Origin of the sequence: Streptomyces tauricus (genome assembly GCF_014650955.1) — a bacterium.
GTDB lineage: Bacteria > Actinomycetota > Actinomycetes > Streptomycetales > Streptomycetaceae > Streptomyces > Streptomyces tauricus.
Map to the genome: position 1 here is coordinate 52,559 of NZ_BMVY01000037.1, position 22,494 is coordinate 75,052.

11 protein-coding genes and 3 pseudogenes are annotated in these 22,494 nt (G+C 66.9%); 6 read left to right on the forward strand and 8 right to left on the reverse strand.

What is annotated here, in order from left to right:
• Positions 1–253: 253 nt before the first annotated feature.
• Positions 254–919 (reverse strand): HAD family hydrolase, encoded by a 666-nt coding sequence (locus IE278_RS35330; protein ID WP_189778647.1) that lies wholly within the window; start codon positions 917–919, stop codon positions 254–256.
• Positions 920–970: 51 nt separating this feature from the next.
• Positions 971–2,008 carry a PHP domain-containing protein gene (locus tag IE278_RS35335; RefSeq protein WP_189778669.1) on the reverse strand — a complete coding sequence of 346 codons (1,038 nt, stop codon included), beginning with the start codon at positions 2,006–2,008 and terminating at the stop codon, positions 971–973.
• Positions 2,009–2,194: 186 nt separating this feature from the next.
• Between IE278_RS35335 and IE278_RS35340 the strand changes: the two genes are divergently transcribed.
• Positions 2,195–2,431 (forward strand): hypothetical protein, encoded by a 237-nt coding sequence (locus tag IE278_RS35340; protein ID WP_189778648.1) that lies wholly within the window; start codon positions 2,195–2,197, stop codon positions 2,429–2,431.
• A gap of 416 nt (positions 2,432–2,847) precedes the next feature.
• On the opposite strand, the gene IE278_RS35345 is transcribed toward IE278_RS35340, so the two are convergent.
• From IE278_RS35345 to IE278_RS43305, 5 genes and pseudogenes are all read right to left on the reverse strand, one after another.
• Positions 2,848–4,119, reverse strand: coding sequence for a glycoside hydrolase family 16 protein (locus IE278_RS35345; protein ID WP_189778649.1), 1,272 nt, complete (start codon positions 4,117–4,119; stop codon positions 2,848–2,850).
• Between the two features lie 168 nt (positions 4,120–4,287).
• Positions 4,288–4,962, reverse strand: a complete 675-nt coding sequence (locus IE278_RS35350; protein WP_189778650.1) for a VanZ family protein — start codon at positions 4,960–4,962, stop codon at positions 4,288–4,290.
• Between the two features lie 275 nt (positions 4,963–5,237).
• Positions 5,238–5,888: a DUF4230 domain-containing protein gene (locus IE278_RS35355; protein WP_189778651.1), complete on the reverse strand. Its 651-nt coding sequence runs from the start codon at positions 5,886–5,888 to the stop codon at positions 5,238–5,240.
• A 119-nt stretch (positions 5,889–6,007) separates the two neighbouring features.
• Positions 6,008–6,352, reverse strand: a pseudogene (locus IE278_RS42580) (GTP-binding protein); the annotation flags it as partial.
• Positions 6,346–6,549 (reverse strand): annotated as a pseudogene (locus IE278_RS43305) (GTP-binding protein); the annotation flags it as partial. The pseudogenes IE278_RS43305 and IE278_RS42580, both read right to left, overlap by 7 nt.
• A 277-nt stretch (positions 6,550–6,826) precedes the next feature.
• Here IE278_RS43305 and tuf point away from each other — a divergent pair.
• From tuf to IE278_RS35380, 4 genes and pseudogenes are all read left to right on the forward strand, one after another.
• Positions 6,827–7,822, forward strand: a pseudogene (tuf, locus tag IE278_RS35365) (elongation factor Tu); the annotation flags it as partial.
• A gap of 1,188 nt (positions 7,823–9,010) precedes the next feature.
• Positions 9,011–12,658 carry a laminin G domain-containing protein gene (locus IE278_RS35370; RefSeq protein WP_189778653.1) on the forward strand — a complete coding sequence of 1,216 codons (3,648 nt, stop codon included), beginning with the start codon at positions 9,011–9,013 and terminating at the stop codon, positions 12,656–12,658.
• Positions 12,659–12,940: 282 nt separating this feature from the next.
• Positions 12,941–19,312: an RHS repeat domain-containing protein gene (locus IE278_RS35375; RefSeq protein ID WP_246571178.1), complete on the forward strand. Its 6,372-nt coding sequence runs from the start codon at positions 12,941–12,943 to the stop codon at positions 19,310–19,312.
• A 111-nt stretch (positions 19,313–19,423) separates the two neighbouring features.
• Positions 19,424–19,921, forward strand: coding sequence for a S1 RNA-binding domain-containing protein (locus IE278_RS35380; protein ID WP_189778656.1), 498 nt, complete (start codon positions 19,424–19,426; stop codon positions 19,919–19,921).
• Positions 19,922–19,981: 60 nt separating this feature from the next.
• Here the strand turns inward: IE278_RS35380 and IE278_RS43430 are convergent.
• Positions 19,982–21,054 (reverse strand): IS630 family transposase gene (locus IE278_RS43430; RefSeq protein ID WP_444546119.1). Its coding sequence is split into 2 segments (ribosomal slippage): positions 19,982–20,593 and positions 20,596–21,054, totalling 1,071 coding nucleotides; the frame shifts between segments, so codons are not numbered across the junction.
• 77 nt (positions 21,055–21,131) lie between these two features.
• Between IE278_RS43430 and IE278_RS35395 the strand changes: the two genes are divergently transcribed.
• Positions 21,132–21,419, forward strand: coding sequence for a pentapeptide repeat-containing protein (locus tag IE278_RS35395; RefSeq protein WP_281403204.1), 288 nt, complete (start codon positions 21,132–21,134; stop codon positions 21,417–21,419).
• Positions 21,420–22,494: the final 1,075 nt, after the last annotated feature.

Genomic DNA, 22,494 nt, shown 5'->3' on the forward strand with positions numbered 1-22,494 from the left:
AAGGCGCGGGGAACGGGAAAGGCCCCGACCGGACGGGGGAATCGCGGTCGGGGCCGTCTGTGGGTGGCCACGGATGGCGGTCGCCTCTCGGCGGTGTGCTCCACAGGGCTTCAGCCGAACGATCTTCCCTGTGGGCGATAGGTGAGGCCCGGGGACACTGTCCCATCCGCACCCACAGCTGATTTAACGGGAAACTACCGACGGGTGTTCCCAGGTCGGGGCGGTGCCGATCGTGATCTGCGTCACGACCCGCTCAGCCTTCCGCCACCAGCGGGCTCTTGGACAGTGACGCCAGGAGATGGGCCGGGTCCCGGTAGACGGAGCTGGCCCCGGCCTTCTCCAGATCGCCGCGCGGGATGCCGCCGCACAGCACTCCCACGCACAGGACACCCGCCCGGGTGCCCGCGCGCATGTCCCAGACCGTGTCACCGACGAAGAACGAGTGCTCGGCCGAGGCTCCGGCGAGTTCCAGGGCGTGCTCCACCGGATCGGGTGCGGGCTTCCCGGAGTCCACGTCGTCGGAGCTCGCCGTCGCCCTGATGACGTCGTCGGCGTCGATGGCCCGCCGGAGCGCCGCCAGCTCCGCCCCGCCGGCCGAGGTGGCGAGCACGACGGTCCAGCCCTCGCTGTCGAGGCGTCGCAGCAGGTCACCGGTGCCGGGGAACGGGCGCAGCCGCTCGAAGTACGTGCCGTAGAGGGTCTTGTGGGCGGCGCTGATCGCGTCGTCCTGCCCGGTGTCCCGCTCCTCGCCCAGCAGATGCCCGATCAGGTCGTCGGAACCGAGGCCCACGGCCCGGTGGACGTCGTGCATCGACACGTCGTGCCCGGCCTGTCTGAACGCCTCCCACCAGGCCGTCACATGCAGATGGTTGGTGTCGACAAGAGTGCCGTCCACATCGAATACGGCCGCCCGCTCCATACATCGTCCCTTCGCCGCGGTGTCGCGTTGTCCAGGTATCCCAGTACCGCGTCACAGGGCCCGTACGCCCGCGGGAGTCACCCGATCCCGCGTCCAGGCCAGCAGTTCCTCCGCGGACCAGGTGGTCACCACGCGCTCCGGGGGCACCCCGCACTCCTCGGCCCGCGCGCATCCGTACACCTGCCACCCGAGCTGTCCGGGGGCGTGCGCGTCGGTGTCGACGGAGAAGAGCACGCCCGCCGCGACCGCCCGGCGCAGCAGCCGCCGCGGTGGATCGAGGCGTTCGGGGCGGCTGTTGATCTCGACCGCCGTGCCCGTCTCGGCGCAGGCGGCGAACACGGCGTCCGCGTCGAACTCCGACTCCGGCCGCCCCCGGCCGGTGACCAGCCGCCCCGTGCAGTGCCCCAGCACGTCCGAGTGCGGATTCCGTACGGCGGCGATCATCCGGCGGGTCATCGCGGTCGCGTTCATCCGCAGCTTGGAGTGCACCGACACCACGACGACGTCGAGCCGCTCCAGCAGCTCAGGCTCCTGGTCGAGCGACCCGTCGTCGAAGATGTCGCACTCGATACCGGTGAGCAGCCGGAAGGGCGCCCAGCGCTCGTTCAGCTCCGCCACCACGTCCAGCTGCTCCCGCAGCCGCTCGGGGGACAGCCCGCGGGCCACCGTCAGGCGCGGCGAGTGATCCGTGAGGACCGCCCACTCGTGCCCGAGCCGTGCCGCGGCGCGGCCCATCTCCTCGATGGGGCTGCCGCCGTCCGACCAGTCCGAGTGCAGATGGCAGTCGCCGCGCAGCAGGGCCGCCAGCTCCTCGCCGCCCAGGACGAGGGGGTGTGCGGCGTCCTGCTCCAGTTTCTCCAGATAGCCGGGCAGCTGTCCGGCCAGCACCTCGCGCACCACCTGCGCGGTCTTCGGCCCGATGCCCTTCAGCGACTCCAGCGACCCCTCGGCCGCCCTGCGGGCCACCTCGTCGGCGGACAGCTCCGTGACGACGTCCGCCGCGGTGCGGAACGCCCGTACGCGATAGGTGGGGGCCTGGGACCGCTCCAGCAGGAAGGCGATACGGTCCAGCGCCTCGGCCGGGTCCATGGCTCCAGCGTGGCCCAGCCGGGCCCGGTCCGCACGGCAGCCGACCGACCTGCCCTGTGCCACCATGAAGGAACCTCATAACGACAGGTAAGGCCACGGCCACGCCGGCGCCGCCGAGCGCCACGACGACCGACAGCGCCGCCCGGGCAGGCTTATCGGCGGCACGCGTGTGGAACCGGTGGGATCATGACTGAAATCGCCAGCCCTCACATCTCGTACCCGCGGATCACGGTCCTGGGCGTGCAGCCCGGCGATCCGCCCTTCCGGATCGTGGAGATCGACGGCGCCGTCATCGGTGAGGCCAAGAGCTTCACGGATGTCCTGGTGGCCGCCGCGGCGTACGGCATCCCGGTGCACGACGCCGACGACCCGGCCGTGGTCCGCTGGGTCGGCGGGGACAAGCTCACCTGGCATCTGCGATAGCCGTGCGGCGGGCGGCGGGGCGTCCGGGTGAATCCCGACGGACCTGACGGCCCCCGACGGGTTCGAAAAGGGCCCGAAAAGGGTTCGGTGGGTTCGAGGGGCCCGACGGGGGCGCGTCGAGCAGTGCCTTTCGCGCCGTGGTGAGCCGGTCGCGGGTGGCGTGACCCCGCGCATCGGCACACCCCGCGGGCGGACACCGCCGTGCATGGACTCATTCCGGCCAGGGCATTTTGATCTCGCGGTGCGCGTGGCCCGAGGAGGGGAGTGGCACGCTCGACCGGGGCGGACGTGCCTCATGGCACCCGGGCCACGCGCGGGCTTCGTACCTACGGGCTGGGCCCGGGCCGGGGATCACCCGGCCCGGGCCCAGCCCGTAGCTTGTTCTCCGTTTCTCCGTTTCTCCGTTTCTCCGCTTCTCAGCCGACCGTCCACTTCTGGTTGGCCGCCCCCGTGCAGGTCCACAGCTGCAGCCGGGTGTTGTTGGCCGAGTTGTTGCCCGTGACGTCCAGGCACTTGTTCGCCTGCGGATTCACGATGTCGCGGGCCCCGGAGACCACCCACTGCTGTGCGGGTACGCCCGCGCAGTCCCAGAGCTGGACCGGCGTACCGTCCGCCGTGCCACCGCCGGCGGCGTCCAGGCACTTGCCCAGCGCCCGGATCGTGCCGTCGGAGCCCACGGTCCACTGCTGGGCCGCGGTGCCGTTGCAGTCGTAGAGCTGAACGGGCGTGCCGTTGGCGGGATTCGCCCCCGCCACGTCCACGCACTTGCCCGCGAGGCCCCTGATGGCCGAGCCGCCGCCCGCGCCCTCGCCCGTCGTCACCTTCACCTCGTCCACGACGAGCTGCGAGGGGAACGGGGTCGAGCCGTCCGGGTCGCCCGGCCAGTAGCCGCCCACCGCGAGGTTCAGGATCAGGAAGAACGGCTTGTTGAACACCCACTGCCTGCCGCCCAGGTCGGCGGGGGTGCGGGTCTGGTAGACGGTGCCGTCCACGGACCAGGTGATCCGCTCGGGCGACCAGTCGACGGCGAAGGTGTGGAAGGCGTCCGCGAAGGCTTGTCCGCCGGGCAGCGAGTAGCCGGCGCCTATGCCGCCGGAGCCGGAGTAACCGGGGCCGTGCAGTGTGCCGTGCACCGTTCCGGGCTCGAAGCCGACGTTCTCCATGATGTCGATCTCGCCCGAGTTGGGCCAGCCGACCTGTCCGATGTCGTTGCCCAGCATCCAGAACGCGGGCCACATGCCCTGCCCGCGCGGCACCTTCAGCCGGGCCTCGACCCGTCCGTAGGTGGTGGTGAACTTCCCCGAGGTGTTGAGGCGGGCCGAGGTGTACTCGCAACGCCCGTACCAGCACTGGTAGTTGTTCGGGTTCTCGCGGCGGGCCTCGATGACCAGGTGGCCCTGGCCGTCGAGCTTCGCGTTGTTGTTGCCGGCCGTGTAGTACTGCCGCTCATGGTTGTTGACGTTGTCGCCGGTCTCGATCTGCCACTTCGAGGAGTTGGGGGCCGAACCGGCGGCACCGTCGAAGGTGTCCTGGAACGTCACCGCCGCGGCGGCGCGCGGAGCGGGGTCCGCCTGTGCGTGTGCGGCCCGTGCCGGATCCGCTTGCGCGGGGCCGACCGCGACGGACCCGAGGAGTACGGCGGACAGGGCGGCGAGAAGGTATCTGCGGAGCAGGCGTGGGGAGTCCACGACTTCTCCCTTCCGTACGGCGATCCCCGTGGGGGAGGAGCCGACTGAGGTGGGGGGTACGCGCTTCGACTCTTGATTTAAGAAGTGAAGTAAGGGGTGCGTCAAGACTCTGGTACAGACCAGCTGTTCACACCCCGCGGACCCCCCGCCCCGGCCGCCCGGACGGCCTCAGGCCGTGGCGGCCTTGCGGTCGCGTCGCCGCGGATGCACGGCGCGGCTCATCCGCCGGCCGAGGAGCAGATACCCGATCAGGGCGCCGGAGGTGTTGAGGATGACGTCGTCGATGTCGAAGGCACGGCCGGTGATGAACGTCCCCTGCACCACCTCGACGAGCAGCATGGCCAGGGCGGTCAGCAGGGTCACGCGCAGGATGCCGCGCGCCTTGGGCACCAGCAGCGGCAGCAGCACACCGAAGGGGATGCCGAGGACGATGTTGCCGCCGATCTGCTTGACCGCGTCCCGCAGCTCGGGCTGGTCGAGGTAGGCGCGCAGTGAGCGCCCCGGGTGGATGTTGTTGTGCGTCAGCGCCTCGGAGGCCGGCGACGGCTGCAGCGTGAGCTTGGCCAGTACGGCGGCGAAGGCCACCATCGCGGCGAAGGCCAGCAGGACGACGAGTATGCGGACGACCAGGGGAGGCCGGCGCCGCTCGCGGGCCACCTTCGAGGAGGGCGAGCGCGGCGGCTTGGACGACGGTTTGTGGGGCGCTTTCGACGACGGCCGGCCGGCCTTCGCGCCGAGGCGGAAGCGCGGCTTGGGGGCGTCGGAAGCCGTCTTCTCGGGGCCCGAGCGTGACGCGGAGCGGAAAGAAAAGGCGGTGCGGGGGCGTAGCGCTTCGCGGGCCATGCAACCCTCCAGTTTGGGACTGCGGTGTAGTGGAACCCGCATACCCTTTGATCGGTCGAAGATGCCGCTGCGACAGGCCGGTTGGAAGCATTCGGGCCGGGACGCGCCCGCGCCCGCGAGCTGCGCTTGGCTGCTCGCGGGCGCGGTCTTGCGCACTGTCTCGTGCATTGTCTCGTGCATTGTCTTGCGCACTGCCTTGTGCGCGGTCTTGTGCGTGGTCGTGCGGGTGGTCTTGTGCGGAGTGCCGACCAGGTGGACGGCACCCGACCGAGGGCTCAGGTCCCGTAGGTCACGCGCACCTCCTTGAACCCGAGCGAGCCCAGCAGACCCTTGAGCATGCCGGTGGTGTTCTCCTCGGCGCGGGCGGTCAGCTCGCTGTCCTTCGCGGCGTCACCGATGTGCCGGGCGGCGAGCCGCTGCACGGCCCGCTCGTCGTTCGGGTTGTCCGAGAAGACATCGCCGAGCCGGTCGAGGAGACCGCGCTGCTTGGAGACGGCGTACGAGTGGTCGGGGTCCAGTGCCGGCTTGCCCAGGGCTGCGTGCGGGAGCCTGAGCGTGGCCGCTGTGCGGTCCTTGTTGACCTGCACATCCTTGTCGCGGATCTTTCCGAGGTCGACATAGGAGTCGACGGTGCCCGCGCCCACGTACAGCGTGCGGGTGCCCCGGACCGCGTCCGGCAGGTACTTGGTGTCCTTCTCCAGATCCACCACCACCTGGAAGTTGCCCGAGGCGGCGTCGTAACGGCTGATGTCCTGGATGGACTTGAGCAGCGTGGGGCCCGTCCGGTCGTGGGTCTCCTCGCGGAACACGTCGCCCAGTCCGGGCAGCAGGCTCCACCGCAGACCGGCGAAGAGCACCACCAGAACCAGCACGACGGCACTCACGACCTTCGCCCATCCGGGCATGCGCTTAAGAGACGTCGTCATGTGGACCGTCCTCCTTCCTCCTTCCTTCTGCCCCTCAAATGCCCAGCCAGACAGCCACGTTGGTGTGCTCCTCCGCCCGCGTGTGCCGCGCGGGCCGCGCGATCCGCCCCTCCCGCCGGTCACCGGAGGGGGCGGTCCCCCGAGGGCCGTGACCACCAGACGCCCTCGCCGTGCGTCAGACCGGGCAGCCGCAGCTCGATGTCACGTACGTGCCGGGCGGGCAACCGGCCCGTGACCAGCCACGAGGTGCTACCGCCCGTCGTCTCCCCGAACTCCGTCCCGCAGGACGCGAGTCGGGTCGTGACGGGGGCGAGCGCGTCGAGGGGCAGGTCGGCCTCGAAGGAGTGGTACGGCTCGTACACCCGTGTATGCGCGTGCTCCAGAGCGCGGTGCAACACCACCGGCGTGAGCCCGCGGAAGTCACCCGCCGTGCCGAGCGGCGGGGCGTAGCCGGACCGGCCGAGCGGATGGTGATGCCGCGCTGCCGTTCGATCGCGCCGTCGTCCGTGCGGGTGTCGCCGGAGTCGACGCTGCCGAGCCGGTGGATGACACCGGCGTCGAAGAGCAGCCGCTCGGTGAGGCTGGTCCTACCGGCGTCGACGTGGGCCAGGATGCCGATGTTCAGGGTGCGCGAGGGGCGCGCGGGGTGCCAGGAGTTCATGCGTGGTCGGGTCCTCAAGAACGATCGTCCGGTGGGGGCGAGGGGTTCCGAAAAATCGGCGCATGCGCGCTCCTGAGGTCGGTGAGTGGTCCATGGGCATGATGGCCCGTTCGCATGGGTCGGCCGCTACCTGTTTTCCGTTGCGTGGACAGGGCGTCCGAACGGCAGTACCGAATAAGTACCGAACAGGCGAGGAGAGCGGACCGAGCAGAGCGGACCGAGCGGAGCGGACCGGGCGGAGCACGCTCGTGTCACCCGGCGATCAGGAGGGCTTGCAGTGGTGAAGGCCAAGTTCGAGCGGACCAAGCCGCACGTCAACATCGGCACCATCGGTCACATCGACCACGGCAAGACGACCCTCACGGCGGCCGTGACGAAGGTCTTGCACGACAGGTTCCCCGACCTCAACCCGTACACGCCGTTCGAGCAGATCGACAAGGCGCCCGAGGAGCGGCAGCGCGGGATCACGATCTCCATCGCGCATGTCGAGTACCAGACGGAGCGGCGGCACTACGCGCACGTCGACTGCCCGGGACACGCCGACTACATCAAGAACATGATCACGGGAGCGGCGCAGATGGACGGCGCGATCCTCGTGGTCGCTGCGACCGACGGGCCGATGCCGCAGACCAAGGAACACGTCCTGCTGGCACGGCAGGTCGGCGTCCCGTACATCGTCGTCGCGCTGAACAAGACGGACATGGTCGACGACGAGGAGATCCTCGAACTGGTCGAGCTGGAGGTGCGCGAGCTGCTCACCGAGTACGAGTTCCCGGGCGACGACGTCCCCGTCGTACGGGTCTCCGCGCTCAAGGCGCTGGAGGGCGACGAGCGGTGGACCGCGTCCGTCCTCGAACTCCTCGCCGCCGTCGACGAGTTCGTGCCCGAGCCGGTGCGTGACGTGGACCGGCCCTTCCTGATGCCGATCGAGGACGTCTTCACCATCACGGGCCGCGGCACGGTCGTCACCGGCCGCATCGAACGCGGGGTGCTGAAGATCAACCAGGAGGTGGAGATCATCGGCATCCACGAGGAGAAGACGAAGACGACGGTCACGGGCGTCGAGATGTTCCGCAAGCTGCTCGACGAGGGCCGGGCCGGGGAGAACGTCGGGCTGCTCCTGCGGGGTGTGAAGCGCGAGGAGGTCGAGCGCGGGCAGGTCGTCATCAGGCCGGGTTCGGTCACGCCGCACGCCGAGTTCGAGGCGAGGGCGTACATCCTGTCGAAGGACGAGGGCGGCCGGCACACGCCCTTCTTCCACAACTACCGGCCGTAAAGGGGATCGATCCCCCTGCAGCGTATTTGTGCAGGTCAGAACCTTGATCGTGTGCGCTTCGGGGCGCGGGGTCGAATCGGGGTCGATTATGGATTATTTCAATAATTGGTGATCGGGGTGGCCTCGACGATCCTGATACATCGTGCCGCGTTGTTGGCGCGCCGCGGTGGGTCGCCTGATCTGGAGGTGAGAACTGGTGTTGCTTCACCCGCCCGGAGCGCTGGAGCCCTGCTGCACTGGCCCAACGCCCGGGACGTTGATCAAGAACTCGCCGGCCGCGGTATCCCGCCCGGCGCCGTACGGGTGGACGCGACTGCCGACGCCAGATCACGACGCTCCTGGCCTTCACTGGGACGCCTTCCGCTGCGTCGGCCCGGGCCGCGGTCGGCTGGTGTTGCAGGACGACACCGGTTGGGCCCACGGCCTGCAACACCCCGACGGCGTTCACACGATCACGTATAGCCGGATACGGCAGCACCCGACCGCCCAAGATCACCAACAGGGTCACGGCATTGCCTCTAGATTCCAGTGGGGTCAGTTCGGCGCAGAAGCCGGGTACGGCTCGCAATCGCAGTTGGGCTGTCGCGGTTGAGTATCCGCCGTTCGGCAGCCCGTTGATGATCCACACGGTGACGTGGCTGTCGACGTCGTTGGACAGTGACCATGGAAGCGGCGAAGCATTCAGCGAGGTGTGGCCGTCCATCTTGAGAGCCTCAGCCTAGTCGGATCGAATCCGAGCAGGTCGGTAAGCCCTCCGGAGCAGGCGGCGTTCAGCACCTGGTGGATGGTTGCCATACTCGGCGAGACCCGTGCACTGAGCAGGGCTACCGCCTCCAGAGATGCAGCCTCACACGCTGAGACGGCCGATCATTTTCGGTCGCTGCTGGAACGGCATCTGGAGTCCCGGTGTTAGGAGCTGGCCCCCACAGCCGCCGTCTGCCTGCAGGTTCTTTCGCGATGACCGTCGGATCAACAGGCGTGGCCAAACATCAAGTCCGTAAGAGGCCAGTGTGAGATGCGACACCATTGACCGGTGTGATCGATGGACACATGATCTTCACGGCTCTCATAAGGAAAATTTAAGAGAACGGGTGGGGCGTGTTCACGCACATAGGGCGGCACGGCTGGCGTCAAGCGGCGCGAAGTGGGGTAATAGCCGTCGCACTCCTGGGGGGTGCGGTTCCGATGGGCGAAGCCGGGGCGACGCCCCGGCTCGCCGATGATGGGCCGGCTGCGGTGGCGGCTGACAGAACTCCGGAGTCGAAAGCAAGCGAGCTCGCAGCGAAGACCGGCGAGAAGGTGACCGTGGATGCGGCCACCACCGACTCATCTCAGGTCGTCGCAAATCCGGACGGTACTTTCACCCAGGAGATGAACGCCGCTCCCGTTCGCGCTCGACAGGACGACGGCAGTTGGGCCCCCATTGACACCACCTTGGTGCGTGAGGCGGACGGCTTTGTCCGGGCCAAGAACACCACGGCCGGTGTCACTTTTTCGGACGGCGGCAGCGGTGAGGGACTGGTCACGCTCAAGGGCCAGGGGCACAAGCTGCAGCTCGGCTGGCCCGCTGCGCTGCCCAAACCCCAGCTGGACGACGCCACCGCCACCTACGCTGATGTGCTCCCGGGCGTGGATCTGGAACTGACTGCGCTGAGCACCGGCTACACCTCGGTGCTCGTGGTCAAGACTGCGCAGGCAGCGGAGAATCCGGCGCTCGCCACCATCAGGATGACCGTTTCCGGTGGCAGCCTGGACATCGCCCCGACGGCCGACGGCGGTTTCATCGCACGCGACGGGAACGGAACACCGGTCTTCGAGAGCCCGGCCGGGCGGATGTGGGACTCGGCCGGTGACACTCCGGCTACTGCTGGTGGCAGCCCACTGCTTGGCCGCTCCGCTTCTTCCGCAGAAGCAACGGCTGAGGATGTGCAGGAGATAACTCCGCTGCCCGCCGCCAAGGGTGAGCCCGCTCCGTCGGAGGGGCCCAGCAGCGGTGACGCGAAAGCCGAGCTCCCGCTCGACATCGCCGGCACCACTTTGAAGATCACGCCTGATCCGGCTCTGCTCCATGGCAAAGACACTGTTTTCCCTCTCTACATCGACCCGCCGACCAAGGGCATCTCGCTGGGGGACTGGACGGCTCTGGCCTCCAACGGCTCCAAGTACTGGGAGTTCGACGGGGACAAGGGTGTGGGGCGCTGCTCCAACTATGCGGGCTACCTCTGCTCTAACAGCCCGTACACCCAGCGCATGTACTTCGAGTACCCGCTGTCGTCGATCCACGGCAAGAAGGTCCTGGACGCGACGATGGAGGTGTACCAGGAGTGGACGTTCACCTGTGAGCCGCACTGGTACGACCTGAGTCGTGTGGACAAGGGCATTGCCTCCAGCACCACCTGGTCCTCTCGTCCCGCCGAGGTGGATTTGATGGGGGACCGGTATGTGGCCTATGGGCGGGGTGGCCTGTGCACGCCTCCACAGCCAGCCAACTGGGTGCGCTTCAGCGACAACGTGGACGAGGAGACGAACGAGAATCTGACGACGACGCTGGCGTCCTATGCCGCGGACAAGAAGTCGCAGATCACCTTCTCGCTGACCGCGCACGACGAGTCCGACGGAGGCGCCTGGGCGCGGTTCCGCAAGGATGCGAAACTGTCGGTGACGTACGTGTCCTATCCGGGCAAGCCGACTTCCTACGGTGTCCAGCAGGGCACGACCGGACGGGCCTGCAACGCGTCTTCGCTGCCCTTCGCCACTGGTGACAGTACGCCGAAGATGCTTGCCACGGTGCAGTCGGCCGACGGCTCCAACGCTCAGTTGCGCGCCATGTTCGAGGTGTGGAAGGCCGACGGCTCCAGCCGCACCTGGTCTGCGACCTCCCCGGACGGCGCCTGGGTGGCTGACAACGCCGCACGCACCGCGACTTCAAGCACACTTCCGGCGCAGACGGACTACCGGATGCGGGCCAAGACCCAGGCGTACTACAAGACGGACCGGGGCGCCACGGGTGTGCTGGACTCGTCGTGGTCGTCCTGGTGCTACTTCCGGGTCGACACCGACTCGCCGCCGCCTCCGGTGGTATCCAGCGCGGACGGCGTGTACAAGCCTGCCGAGACCGAGCCGGCCGCGGGCGGGGTGGGCACGGCGGGTAAGTTCACGTTCACGCCTGCGGACACCAACTCCACTACAGACGGCATTCAGTCCGACGTGGTCAGCTACAGGTGGAAGTTGAACAGCGGCGCCGTCTCTGCCCCGATCAATGTCCCCAAGGGCACGGCCACCACCCAGACGATCACGCCGAATCAGGCCGGTGAGAACACCATTCAGGTCTGGGGCTACGACGCGGCCGGGCACAGCTCGCTCACCGGCTACTACAGCTTCCTGGTCAAGGGCGCCGAGAAGCCCTCAGGGATCTGGCACCTGGACAACGGGCTCACCGATTCCACCACCGCCACCGCGCACCCGCTGACCTCCTCGGGAGGTACCTGGGACACCCTGTCCCGCAACGGGGCCGGCGCGGCGAAGCTCAACGGCACCAGCGCCTACCTCTCGACCTCCGGTGCGGTCCTGGACACCACCAAGTCCTTCACCGTCTCGGCCTGGGCACGTCTGGAGAAGAAGGACGTCAACTACACGGTCCTGTCGCAGGCGGGAGCGAACGCTTCCGGGTTCCAGCTGTACTACTCGACCACCTACAACGCCTGGATCTTCAACCGGCATCAGACCGATGTCGCCGACCCTGTGATCATCCGCTCGATCGGTGCCAAGCCGCCGGTACTGAAGGCATGGACCCACCTGGCGGGCGTCTACGATGCGGCCGCGCAGACCCTCCAGCTCTACGTCAACGGCGTCGCGCAGGGCAATCCGGTGGCGTTCACAGCCACCCCGTGGAAGGCGTCCGGCGGCCTGCAGGTCGGGCGGTTGTGGCATGCCGCGACCGGCAAGGAGAACTTCGCCGGAACCATCGACGAGGTGACCGTCTGGTCACGCGCGCTGGCGGACACCGAGGTGACCCACGATGCCTGGCTGGAGGACGAAGACCTCACCGACGGCACCGCCGGCGACCCGGTCCCGTCGCTCGTCGCCAAGTGGGACGCCACCGACATGGCCAACGCGACCGGCACCACCGTCAAGGACACCAGCGGCTTCGGCCGCAACCTCACCCTCAGCGGAGCCGCACTCACCCAGTTCACCACCGGCGACCCCGACATCGGCGAAGAGGTGACAACCAGGCAGACGATGACCGTGAACGGCACCAGCGGATACGCCACCGCCACCGGACCCATCGTCGACGATGCTGGGTCTTTCACCACGACCGCCTGGGTGTCACTGGACCCTGCCAAGCTCGCCGACACCACCAAGTCGTACGCGGTGCAGGTATTCGGCCAGTCGGGGACAAGCCAGTCCTCCTGGGGCGTCTGGTACGAGCAGCCGGCCGGCAGCACCCAAGGGCGGTGGACGTTCGGCCGTCCCGACAAGGACGGTACCGGGGCAGCCTGGACCAGGAGTGACTCCACGGCCCTCACCACGGCCCAGCTGGGCACCCCGGTCATGCTGACGGTCGTCTACGACGCCCAAGCGGCAGCCGACCCCGACGACACCTCCAAGCTCGGCGGGCTCAAGCTCTACGTCGACAGCGCCCTGATGGGTGATGAAGACGGCGTGCCGTACTCGGCCCCCTGGCAGGGGAGCGGAGCGTTCGAGATCGGCCGGGCGAAGATCAACGGCGCTGCCGCGCGCTACTTCCCCGGAACGATCGACAGTGTCCGCGTCTGGGCCGGAGCCACGTCCACCGACACCATCGCCAACCGGCGCAACACCGAGCAGCAGTAGGAGCAGGGCGGGGCGGGCCAGAGATCCCTGGCTCGCCCCGCCCTGCCCTCTTCCGCTGTGCTCACGACGTGTCTGTGCGCTGCACGGACGCGCCGTTGAGGAAGCCGGTGTGCTCGGGCGCCGACGCCGCCGTCCGAGTGCTGTCTGCCCATTCCTTCCTTCGAGAATCGGGACATCACTGTGTCTTCATCCCTTTTCCGCAGACGCGTGCCAGGGGCGGTCATACGCCGCTGGCTCGGTCGTGGCGGACTCGTCCTCTCCCTGAGCCTCCTGCCGCAAGTCGTGATTCCCGTCGGCTACGACTTCGCCGCCCAGGCCCAGTCGGCGGCAGGCCGCAAGCCGCTGGAGGACCGGCCCGACGCGAAGACCGACAAGGTGGGCGTGCTCAAGCCCGGCACGTCCAAGGCTCCCAAGGACAAAGCGGTCTCCGCCTCCCGGGAAACGCGTGAGCGGTTGCAGAAGGCCTCCTGGCCGAAGGCCGGCAGAGCCGCCGTCGATGTCCCGGCCGCCGGCAAAGCCTCCGTCACCGTCGGTGGGCTGAGGGTGAAGCTGGGCCAGGAGCCCACGGACCCGGCAGGCAAGAAGGCGAAGAAGAAGGAGGCAAAGGCCACCGGCCCGGCCGAGAAGCTGAAGCTCAGCCTCCACTCCCAGACCGACGCGAAGAAGGCGGGCGTCAACGGCGTCCTGCTCACCGTCGACCCGGCCGCAGCCGCATCCGCGCGCACACCTGGCGACACCGACAGGCTCCGCATCTCGCTGGACTACTCCTCCTTCAACGATGTCTACGGCGGAAACTTCGGGCCCCGCCTGCGTCTGGTGACCCTCCCGGCGTGTGCGCTGACCACCCCGCAGAAGAAGTCCTGCCGCACCCAGACCGCCGTAACGGGCGGACGCAACGACGCCACGTCACAGACACTGACAGCCGCCGTCCCCGCGCGCACGCTCGCAGCCGGCGCCCCCATGGTGATGGCGGCGGCCGCCGACAGCTCGGGCGGCGGTGGCGACTACGGCGCCACCCCGCTGTCGCCGACCGCGACTTGGGAGGCTGGCGGCAGCACGGGCGACTTCACATGGAACTACCCGCTGCGGGTTCCCCCCGCGACCGCTGGCCCCTCCCCGAACCTGTCGATCTCCTACAACTCCGCCTCCGTGGACGGCCGCACGGCCGGGGAGAACAACCAGACCTCCGTGATCGGTGAAGGCTTCTCGATCACTGAGTCCTACATCGAGCGCAAGTATGCCTCCTGCAAGGACGACGGCCAGTCCGGCAAGGGCGACCAGTGCTGGAAGTACGCCAACGCCACTCTGGTCCTCAACGGCAAGGCAGTGGAGCTGGTCAACGCCTGCGCCGACAAGACGGCCTGTGACTCCGCCGCCCTGTCTGAGGGTTCCGGTGGATCGTGGAAGGCCAAGAACGAGGACGGCACCCGCGTCGAGCACCTGACCGGCGCCACTGGCAACGGCGACAACAACACCGAGTACTGGAAGGTCACGGACGCCTCCGGCATCCAGTATTTCTTCGGCAAGCACCGCCTGCCCGGCTGGAGCGACAACGGCACCGCCGACGACGACCCAGTCACCAACTCTGTCTGGACCGCTCCGGTCTTCGGCGACGACTCCGGCGAGCCCTGCTACAAGTCCACCGGCTTCGCCGACTCCTCCTGCAACCAGGCCTGGCGCTGGAACCTGGACTACGTCGTGGACACCCACGACAACGCCTCCGCCTACTGGTACACCCAGGAGACGAACTACTACTCCAAGAACGCCGACACCACCGTCAACGGCACCGCTTACACCCGCGGCGGATACCTCAACCGCATCGACTACGGCCTGCGCAGCAACCTGCTCTACTCCAAGCCCGCCGCCCAGCAGGTCCGCTTTACCTACGCCGAGCGCTGCGTCGTCTCCGGCGGCTGCTCCAGCCTAACCAAGGACACCAAGGCCAACTGGCCCGACGTGCCCTTCGACATGATCTGCGCGTCTGGCACCAAGTGCACCACCCAGATCGGACCATCCTTCTTCACCCGCAAGCGCCTGACCGATATCACCACCTCCGTGTGGACCGGCACCGGCACCACCCAGCGCGACGTCGACAGCTGGCACCTCGAACAGAGCTTCCCCGACACCGGCGACGCCTCCTCCGCCAGCCTGTGGCTGAAGTCCATCCAGAACATCGGCAAGGCCAACACCACCACGGCGCAGATGCCGCCAGTTGTCTTCGGCGGCATCCAGATGCCCAACCACGTCGAAGGCAGCACCCCGGACACCCTGCGTTATATCAAGTGGCGCGTACGCACCATCAAGTCCGAGACCGGCTCGACCCTCACCGCCAACTACTCCGACCCCGACTGCATCTGGGGCACCAGCGTGCCGGCGGACATCGACAAGAACACCCGCCGCTGCTTCCCCGTCAAGTGGTCCCAGTCCGGCGCAACCCCGGTCACCGACTGGTTCCACAAGTACGTCGTCACCTCCGTCTTCCAAGACGACCCCTACGGCCACGGCGACACAGGCGAGAAGTACTACGACTACCAGGGCGGCGCCGGCTGGGCCTACGCCGACGACGAAGGCTTGACCAAGGCCTCCAACCGCACCTGGTCGCAGTGGCGCGGCTACGGCAAGGTCGTGGAAACCTCCGGTGACTCCGAAGGTCCGCGGAGCAAGAAGTCCACGCTCTACATGCGCGGCCTGAACGGCGAGAAGGAACTCGACGGCACCACCCGCGTGGAGAAGGTCACCGACTCCACCGGCACCGCCATTGACGACTCCCGCCAGTACGCTGGCTTCGTCCGCGAGACCGTCGTCTACAACGGCTCCGAAGAACTCAGCGGCACCATCAACACTCCCTGGTCCCACAAGACCGGCAACCACACCTACAACTGGGGCACCACCGACTCCTGGATCGTCCAAGCAAGCGAAACCGAAACCCGCAACAAGATCTCCACCGGCACCCGCACCGTCAAGCAGAAGACCACGTACGACTCCACGTATGGCATGCCGCTCACCGTGGAGGACAGCGGCGACACCGCCAAGACCGGTGACGAGATCTGCACGCGAACCTCGTACGCCCGCAACACCTCAGCCTGGATTGTGAACAAGGTCAGCCGCGTCGAGTCCTATTCCGTCGCCTGCGCCACCACTCCGGCGGTTCCTGCAGACGTCCTCTCCGACGTCACCACGGCCTATGACAGCCAAGCAGTCGGGGTGGCACCCACTCAGGGGAACACCACCGCCTCCTACCGGGTCTCCAGCTACGACCCGGTCAACAAGACGCCCGTCTACCAGAAGGTCACCGGCTCCACTTACGACGCCCTGGGCCGCCCGCTCAGCGACACCGACGCTCTTAACAACACGGTCAAGACCACCTACGTTCCCGACGACACCGGCTACGGCCCGCTGACGTCCAAGATCACCATCGACCCCAAGCTGTACACCCTCACAACTGTGGTGGACCCGGCCTGGGGTACGGCTACCAAGGCCACAAACGCCAACAACAACGTCAGCGAGTGGGCTTTCGACGCGCTCGGCCGCCTGGTCTCGACCTGGGGTCCGGACCGATCCCGCACCCTCGGCGACGTCGCGAGCACCGTCTACGCCTACAGCATCAACAACGACAAAGAGACCTGGGTCCGCACCAACACGCTCAAGGCCGACGGACAGACCTACACCAGCTCCTACGAAATTTTCGACGGGCTGCTGCGCTCCCGCCAGAAGCAGGCCCCCGCGCCCAACGGCGGCCGGGTAATCTCCGAAACCCTCTACGACGACCGCGGCCTGGCCTACATCACCAACAGCCAGGTCCACGACAACCTCGCTCCCTCCGGCACCCTGGCCAACACCTTCCCCGGCTCCGTCCCCGCCTCCACCGAGGCGGTGTTCGACGGCGCTGGCCGCGCCACCGAATCAATCTTCCGGGTCTACGACCAGGAGAAGTGGCGCACCAGGACCGACAATCAGGGCGACCGGACGGCCGTCACCGCCGCAGCGGGTGGCACTGGCACTCTCACGGTCGTCGACGTCCGTGGTCGGGTCACGGAGCGCCGTGAGTACGGCGGCCCCGCGCCGACCGGCACCGACTACACCCGCACCCAGTACGAGTACACTCCCGGCGGCAAGCTCCAGAAGATGACCGGCCCGGACAACGCGGTCTGGACATACGGCTATGACTTGCGCGGTCGCCAGACCACCTTCACCGACCCCGACAAAGGCACGGTCACAACCGGCTACAACGACTTCGACCAGCCCGTCAGTGTGACGTCAACGCTGAACAAGGTTCCACGCACTCTGATCACGGACTACGACGAGTTGGGTCGTAAGATCGGCACGTGGGACGGGGTGAAGGACGACGCTCACCGCCTGACCAAATTCACCTTCGACACCCTGGCCAAGGGCCTCCCGACGGCCTCGATCCGATATGTCGGCGGCACCACCGGCAAGATCTACTCCCAGGTCGTCACAGGCTACGACGCACTCGGCCGCCCCCAGGGCACCAAAACCGTCATCGCCGCCAGCGACGCCCTGGTCATCGCCGGCGCGCCGCAGACGTTCACCACCTCCATCGCCTACAATATCGACGGCACCGTCCAGTCCACCTCGATGCCCGCGGTGGCTGGCCTGCCCGCCGAGACCGTGACCAACAGCTACAACAGCCTCGGCATGCTCACCGGCACCGACGGCATGACCGACTACGTCCAGAACATCGGCTATTCCCCCTACGGCGAGATCGAAGAGACCCGCCTGGGCACCTCCACCGGCGCCAAGCAGCTCCAGGTCCTCAACCGCTACGAGGACGGCACCCGCCGTCTGGCCAACACCCACACCGTCGACCAGACCAACACCGGCTACACCAGCGACGTCGACTACGGCTACGACGTCACCGGCAACGTCAAGTCGATCACAGACAAGGCGAACGGCAAAGACACCCAGTGCTTCGCCCACGACGGCTACCGCCGCCTGGCAGAGGCATGGACCCCGTCCTCCAACGACTGTGCTACCGCCCGATCGGCGTCCGCCCTCGGCGGCCCGGCGCCGTACTGGACCAGCTGGACGTACAAGCCCGGCGGCCTCCGCGACACCCAGGTCGAGCACAAGTCGACCGGTGACACGACGACCGCCTACCGCTACCCCGTCGTCGACGCCAATGGCGCGGGCCAGCCCCACACCCTGACCTCGCTGGCCGTCAACGGCGGTACCGCCAAGACGCACACCTACGACGAGCAGGGCAACACCACCAAGCGCTACGGCCCCACCGGCACCGCACAGGACCTCGTCTGGGACATTGAAGGCGAACTAAGCCGCCTCACCGAAGGCAGCAAGACCACCGACTACCTCTACGACGCCAACGGCGACCTCCTGATCCGCCGCAGCCCGGGCAAGACCGTCCTCTACCTGACCGGCCAGGAACTCCACTACGACACCGCCGCCAGCAAGTTCACCGCCCAGCGTTACTACGCGGCCGGCGACGCCACGGCCATCCGCAAGGAGACCGGCCTGTCCTGGATGGTCGACGACCACCACGGCACCGCCTCGATGACCGTCGACGCCACCACCCAGGCCATCACCCGCCGCTACACCAAGCCCTTCGGCGAGGCCCGCGGAACGACACCGCCGACCTGGCCCGACGACAAGGGCTTCCTCGGCAAACCCGCCGACGCCGACACCGGACTCACACACGTCGGCGCCCGCGAGTACGATCCGGCCACCGGACGATTCCTCTCCGTCGACCCCGTGCTCGCCCCCGAGGACCACGAATCCCTCAACGGCTACGCCTACGCCAATAACACCCCCGTCACCAAGTCCGACCCCACCGGCCTAAGGCCGATAACGGACTGCGAACGCGGATGCAGCGACGGTAAGGGCGGCACCTACCGCGATTACATGACCATGGGCCCCAACGGGACCTACGTCTACCACTCGACGAAGACCTACACCCAGTCATTCCAGTACACGACGGCGGGCGGCGTCGCCGGAACTGGCACGATGACCACCACCGTCAGCACCGGCGGAGGACGCACCTCAGCGACGGTTGTATTCAAGACGGGGCCAAGCCCGGCGCCTGTGCTGAGGGGAGGGGTAGGCGGCGCTGCGACTGAACTCCTCAAGTGGGGCGTTAAGGTAGGAGCTAAGCGGAATCCGGTTGGTGCGGGAATTGGCCTAGCGTCGCAAATTCTCGGATTCGAAGATCCCATCGACTCGGCAATTGATCAGCTTTTCGGTGACGGGCCCGAAGCGAGACTCGTTCCCATACAACCCAAGACTGATCAGGACGATGACGAGGAGATCTTCTATCTATATCGCGCTCCACATAAGGGGAATAAAGAGGCGGAACGTCATGGGCCGCGACCAGAGAATCACTCACCCACCAAGACAAAATACCGCACCGAGCCAGGACTAGCCTTCCTTGGAGAATCAGAGGGTGTGGCCCAACAGTACGCTAAGCAAGGCATCTTCGAAGACGGATACTGGGAGTACAAAATGAGGCCCGGATTCAAGAAGGCGTTTCCTCCAGAGGCGTACCGCACCCCTCACGAGAACACCAGAGGCGCCATCGAATTTGAATGGATAATCCCGCAAGCGGAAATTCCTAGGTTCAATTCATTCATTGATGAATCAAGTTGGACAAACTACCACAGTGGCTACAGTTGGCGAGACTGAGAGCCTGGCTGGTGTAGCGAGCGTGGGTGGACGTATGTGAAATACGGAGCACGTCCACCCACGCTCGCGAGGCGTTCTCAAGGTGTACCGAGATTGAATTGTGAGGCGTACATGGCAAACTGGCCGACGGGGCAGAGGTTCAAGAAGGGCGATGTCTGTAAGGGGGTCGTCTCCGATGTCGCAGACTTCGGCGTTTTCGTAGATCTTGGGGGTTGTACGGGATTTGTGAATCCTTCCGAGATTACGTGGACGAGATACGCGAAAATCTCGGAAGTGATGCGCGAGGGGCAAGAGGTGAATGCCCTAGTTATCGGCCATAGCCCTACGCAAGATCAAGTACTCCTTTCCGTCAAGGGTCTAGAGGAAGATCCTCTTAAAAACTTTGCACACGAAAATTTTGGAAAACTTGTCGTTGGGAGCGTAGCAATGTTGACACCCGTTGGAGTGCATGTATCACTGCCGGAAGGGATGGATGGGCTGATCCCGCAGTCCGCGATAGTCGCCAGTCGCGCGGAATATCGGGTTGGGGATGAAGTCTCTGTCGAAGTTGCCGGGATTAATCTTTACGCGCGGCAAATCACTCTATCGCCAAGAATTGGCGCCGTGTAAATCTCGTATTGATCAGAAAATCTGGACGACGGGTTGGTGATCCGGTTACTGAGCTTGAACTCATGATGTGGTCGAGGTGAGTGACAGTCCGGTGCCGACGAGGCATCCGTCGATGAGGTGAGGGCGGTACTGGATCTTCCTCATCCCGTGGCGGATGGTCTGGATGAGGTGCTCGGGGGTGGTGAAGGCGGTGTTGGACAGCCAGCCGCGCCGCAGCAGTGACCAGATGCCCTCGACGGGGTTGAGGTCGGGTGCGTAGGAGGGCAGCTGGTAGACGGTGAGCCAGTCCTGCCGGGCGATGAACTGCCGCATTCCGTAGGCGAGATGGACGTTGAGGTTGTCCCAGATGAGCACGATCGGCCCGCCGAGCTGCTGATGCGCGGTGATGAGCAGGTCGCGGTAGTCGGTCCAGGCGAAGCTCTTGCGTCCGTCGCGCCGGCCGTCGTCACGGCGCGGTCGATAGATCAGCCGAGAGCGTTCACCAGGCTTGTAGCAGGTCAGGGCAGCGATGGAGATGCGGCGGCGGGAGCGGCCGCGGACCCGGATGACTGGCGTGTGGCCACGCCTGGCCCAGGTGCGGGCGGTCGGCGGCGTCATCGAGAAGCCGGACTCGTCCTCGAAGACGATCCATGCGTCGAGCGCCGCCGCGGGCCTTCCACCTGCGGCCAGGTCTCCTTCACCCAGCCCCAGATCGCCTCCTCGTCGCGTTCGACGGCTCTCCTTGCCGGGATCTGACAGGAGAAGCCGTGCCGGATCAGCAGCTTGCGCACCCCTTGCAGGGTGTAGCTCTGGTGGAACCGACGGCCGATCACCGTCTTGATCCTCGACAGCGTCCACCGCTGGTCCGGCCAGCCGTGCGCGACAGGCCCCTTGGCCAACTCCGCCTCCAGCTGCACGAACTGGGCCTCACTCAGCCGCGGTGGCGAGGCTGAACCCGCCGACCGAAGCGACCTCGGGCCGCCCCTGTCCCAGGCCCGCCGCCACCGCTGCACCGACCGGACGCTGACCCGCAACTCCTTCGCGATCACCGAACTCGGCTCACCAGATGTGAACCGCCCGGCCGCCCTCAACCGGATCCCCTCACGGAACTGCCGACGCTCATCCGACAGACCGCCGCCCTGCGCATACCTCATGACAACGGCGTACCGCGAGGATCAAGCCCTGTCAGCGGCTACGACAACCCGAGTTCAACCTCAGTAGAGGAGCTGGTCTGTCGGGGGCAAGGCTCGCAGGTGCGGATTTGTCCTGGGCGGACCTCGCGGAAGCCAACCTGCGCAAGGTGACGCTCCCGGACGTCGATCTGGCCGAAGCGACGTTGTCGCAGGCGCGTTTGGAGGGCGCTGATCTGTCGGGTGCCAAAGGCTTGATCTCACAGCAGCTCAGATCAGCCTTCACGGACCAGACGACCAAGAGGCCCGCAGGCTTCCACTGCACGCAAGGGACACCAGCGCAGAGGGCCGAAGAGGTCGATCACGACGATCCGGAGAGGCCGCAGTGACGCGGGGTGAGCCTGCCCAGAACCTCCCGCAAAGTCGGCCCGCCTGGGCCTGGCCGGTGCTGCCGCTGCTCTCATCGGCTCCTGCCTCATGCATCGATCTGCAACTGGCTACTCGCAGGCGCGCGGGGTGCTCGCGAGCGACCGATTGTGACGGGCAGCGCAGTGAACTCAATGCCCACGACAAGCCGTATCATCCGCTGATGGCTCTGCCGCCGGGCAGAGCCCGCTGCGCACTATGACCCGAGCGGGCATCTGTTGTGACCTTTTTTGTCGGAATTAATGAAACTGCTCGGAATCCGAGCGGAGCGACGGTAAAGTTCCAGGTCACGCAGTCTGCTCCCCGCGCACGCGGGGATGGACCCGCGGGAATGGATCTGCCCTGCCTGTTGATCGTCTGCTCTCCGCGCACGCGGGGATGGACCCGCTGATGAGCTGGACGGTGGCGCTCACCACGGCTGCTCCCCGCGCACGCGGGTATGGACCCTCTTCCTCGCCGGGTACGGCAAGGCGTCGAAGCTGCTCCCCGCGTGCACGGGGATGGACCCCCGAGGCCAGGAGTACCTGGACGGCCCGGAGGCTGGTCCCCGCACATGCCGGGGATGAACCCTCGGCAGGCGTCCTGGGCGTCATCACTGACGTCTGTTCCCTGCGCATGCAGAGATGCCCCCATGCCTGGGAAGTTGAGCACGAACACCTCGCCTTGCCCCCGCGCATGTGGTGGCTGTACGGAGCCTGCTCCTGGTGCACCGCCTACGCCCTCTGACCCCTCGGCCGGACCTCGCCGACGAACTAACGGGGGAACTTGCCCGCTGACAGGATTGCGGGGCACCTCCGTTCATCATGAACTCACGATGGTGGAGATGAGGGGACAGTTCCACCCTGTGAGCGAGAGGTGCTTCGGCGTCGACCGGGATGCGCTGCTCCTGGAGGACCGGACCCTTGCGACAGTTGGTCTGGCTGCCTCGTCATGGTGCCGTTGTTTCTGGCTGCGTGAGGTGAGGCGGATAGCCCTTAGAGCTCGTAACACGATCTTGTTGAGGTGCGCTGGTTGGGCGTGACCGGTTTGACGATTCGG

Coding starts and splice junctions, on each gene's coding strand:
- IE278_RS35340 (WP_189778648.1), top strand. CDS start 2,195: ATGACTGAAATCGCCAGCCCTCACATCTCGTACCCGCGGATCACGGTC.
- IE278_RS35370 (WP_189778653.1), top strand. CDS start 9,011: ATGGGCGAAGCCGGGGCGACGCCCCGGCTCGCCGATGATGGGCCGGCT.
- IE278_RS35350 (WP_189778650.1), bottom strand. CDS start 4,962: ATGGCCCGCGAAGCGCTACGCCCCCGCACCGCCTTTTCTTTCCGCTCC.
- IE278_RS35330 (WP_189778647.1), bottom strand. CDS start 919: ATGGAGCGGGCGGCCGTATTCGATGTGGACGGCACTCTTGTCGACACC.
- IE278_RS35355 (WP_189778651.1), bottom strand. CDS start 5,888: ATGACGACGTCTCTTAAGCGCATGCCCGGATGGGCGAAGGTCGTGAGT.
- IE278_RS35380 (WP_189778656.1), top strand. CDS start 19,424: ATGGCAAACTGGCCGACGGGGCAGAGGTTCAAGAAGGGCGATGTCTGT.
- IE278_RS35335 (WP_189778669.1), bottom strand. CDS start 2,008: ATGGACCCGGCCGAGGCGCTGGACCGTATCGCCTTCCTGCTGGAGCGG.